Here is a 2038-nt window from a genome sequence, read left to right as displayed (position 1 = left end):
ATCCCTTTCGATCTCGCCGGTGACCGCCCGCATGTAACCGGGATACCGCCGCGATTCACGCGCGAAGTCGGCAAAGACGCCCGCGATCCGTTCCGCGGTGGTGAGGTCCTGCGCGAGCAGCTGGTCGATCAGGGTTGTCAGCGCGTCCATGTGACTCGCGTGCAGCGCCGTGATCAGGTCGTCCTTGCTGGGGAAGTAATTGAAAACCGTTGCGCGCGAGACGCCGGCGAGATCGGCGATGTCCTCGATCGTCGAACCGTCGACGCCGCGTTCGGCGAACAGCCGTCTGGCCGCGTCCAGCATGCGCTGCCGGGTCCGCAGCTTGTTCCGCTCGCGGCGACCGAGTGCCGTGGGCTCGCTCATGGTGTCCGCACTTTCCTCGTCGGGCCTCTCGTTCCGCCGTACGCGTGGGCGAGGCGCTGAGTCGTTGTCAGCGTAGAAGGTTCGCCCGGAGTTGCGAGAATTCCTGGAACGGGTTCCAAGAAGTTGGACCAGCGTCTATCTTTGTCCCCAGGGGGTCGGCAACGGGGGTGACTACATGGGACAAGGCGCTCCCGTCGCAGGGCGGATCGAAAATGCTTACGCAGCACGAGATCCGCCACGATCGCGACCCTCATCCGAACACCCCGCTTCGACGCGAACGATTTCCGGCAACCGCAGCGCGTCGCACGGGCTTACTTCGTCGACGAACGGGAGGTACGGGCATGACCGCCGAGAGTGTGGTGCCTGAAGGTGCGGAGCAGGAGATCAAGACCAGCGAGACCGACCTGGACGAGCTGCGCAGCCGGCTCGAAGGCCGGCTCGGCGAGCGTCTCGGCGGCGCGTCGGCGCCGCGTGTCCACAACCTGACGCGACCGGAACACTCCGGAATGTCCAGCATCTCGGTCCTGTTCGATCTCGACTGGACGAAGGACGGTGCGGAGCAGACGGCACAGCTCGTCGCCCGGCTCGCCCCCGAGGAGGACGCGTATCCGGTGTTCCCCGGCTACGACCTGCAGCGCCAGTTCGAGGTCATGACCGCCGTCCGCGAACACGGTGGCATCGCGGTGCCGAAGGTGCGGTGGGTCGAGACCTCCGCGGGCCCGCTCGGCCGGCCGTTCCTCGTGATGGATCGCGCCGAAGGTGTCGTGCCCGTGGACAACCCGCCGTACGTGTTCACCGGCTGGCTGCTCGACGCCGACGACGACACCCGCAGGGCCGTGCAGAGCGCGAGCGTGAAGGTTCTCGCCGACATCCACGCGATCGCCGATCCCGCGTCCAAGTTTCCCGCGCTGGTCGCTCCGGACGGGCAGTCGAGCCTGCGTCGGCACTTCGAGAACGAGTGCGCCTACTACGAATGGACCCGCCGCGAGGACGGGATTCGTATCCCTGTGCTGGAGAAGGCATTCGACTGGCTCGAGGAGAACTGGCCGGCGGAGCCGTCCGCGGACGTGCTGTGCTGGGGCGACGCGCGGATCGGCAACATCATGTACCGGGGCACCGACGTCGCTGCGGTCCTCGACTGGGAGTCGGCTGCGCTCGCTCCCCGCGAACTGGATCTGGGCTGGTTCATCTTCTTCCATCGTATGTTCCAGGACATCGCCGACCAGTTCTCGATCCCCGGCCTGCCGGGATTCCTCCGGCGCTCGGACGTCGTGGCGGAATACGAGAGGATCTCCGGCGTCGAGGTCCGCGACCTCGACTTCTACCTCGTGTACGCCGCACTGCGCCACGGCATCGTGATGTCGCAGATCATGCGGCGCCGCGTGCACTTCGGGGAAATGGAGATCCCTGCCGACCCCGACCACCTGGTGCTCCACCACGCGATGCTCGCGCAGTTGATCGACGATTCCTACGATTGGGAGAAGTGACGCCGATGAAACCGGTTCAGCTCGACGAATATCCGATTCACCAGTCGCCGCTGTCGCTGGGTCGTGTGTCCTCCACGGACCGGAATTTCTACGACCGCAACTACTTCAACGCCCACGACCGCACCGGTGACATCTTCCTGATCACCGGTTTCGGGGTCTACCCGAACCTGAGTGTCGTCGACGCGTTC

Annotated in this window: 2 protein-coding genes and 1 pseudogene; 2 read left to right on the top strand and 1 reads right to left on the bottom strand. The window is 65.7% G+C overall.

The window, feature by feature from the left end:
• On the bottom strand, positions 1–303 hold a 303-nt coding region (locus I0Q12_RS32610; protein ID WP_231610445.1), incomplete at its 3' end, for a TetR/AcrR family transcriptional regulator.
• A 401-nt stretch (positions 304–704) separates the two neighbouring features.
• Between I0Q12_RS32610 and I0Q12_RS11120 the strand changes: the two genes are divergently transcribed.
• Complete coding sequence (locus I0Q12_RS11120; protein ID WP_197251976.1) at positions 705–1850, top strand: phosphotransferase family protein; 1146 nt, start codon at positions 705–707, stop codon at positions 1848–1850.
• A gap of 5 nt (positions 1851–1855) precedes the next feature.
• Positions 1856–2038: pseudogene (locus I0Q12_RS32605) on the top strand (hypothetical protein); the annotation flags it as partial.

The organism is Rhodococcus sp. CX, assembly GCF_015865005.1.
GTDB lineage: Bacteria > Actinomycetota > Actinomycetes > Mycobacteriales > Mycobacteriaceae > Rhodococcus.
The sequence above is the reverse complement of the archived record's forward strand: the minus strand, read 5'-3'. Positions and strand labels throughout refer to the sequence as shown.